General features: G+C 68.9%; 1 protein-coding gene. It reads left to right on the top strand.

All coding sequences use genetic code 11. From position 1 onward, the window contains the following. Positions 1-17 precede the first annotated feature (17 nt). Positions 18-463, top strand: a 446-nt coding sequence (locus ACLD7X_RS18855; protein ID WP_411425211.1) for a metallopeptidase TldD-related protein, incomplete at its 3' end; no start/stop codon positions are given.

Here is a 463-nt window from a genome sequence, read left to right as displayed (position 1 = left end):
GCTTCCTGAAGGACAGGATGGACGCGCAGGTGTTCGCGCGCGGCGTTTCCATCGTGGACGATCCCTTTGCACCGCGCGGCTGGGGCTCCCATCCGTTTGACGGGGAAGGCGTGGCCGGGGCCCGGCGCGCGGTGATCGAGGATGGCGTCCTGACCGGTTGGCTGCTCAATAGCGCCGCCGCCCGGCAGCTGGGGCTGGAAACCACCGGCAACGCCACGCCCGGACATGGAACGGCGCCCGGCATGGGGCCGGCCAATCTGACGCTTCTTCCCGGCGCGCAGGATATGGCGGGCCTGATGGCGGACGCCGGCGCGGGCCTGGTGGTGCAGGAGATGTTCTCCCCGTCCTACAATCCCAATACCGGCGATTATTCGGTGGGCGTTTCGGGCTTCTGGTTCGAGGGCGGCGCGCGCGCCTTCCCGGTGAACGAGGTGACCGTCGCCGGCAACCTCAACGACATCGT

Origin of the sequence: Aphanothece microscopica RSMan92 (genome assembly GCF_046613545.2) — a bacterium.
Lineage (GTDB): Bacteria > Cyanobacteriota > Cyanobacteriia > PCC-6307 > Cyanobiaceae > NIES-981.
This window is presented reverse-complemented; position numbering and strand designations above follow the sequence as displayed.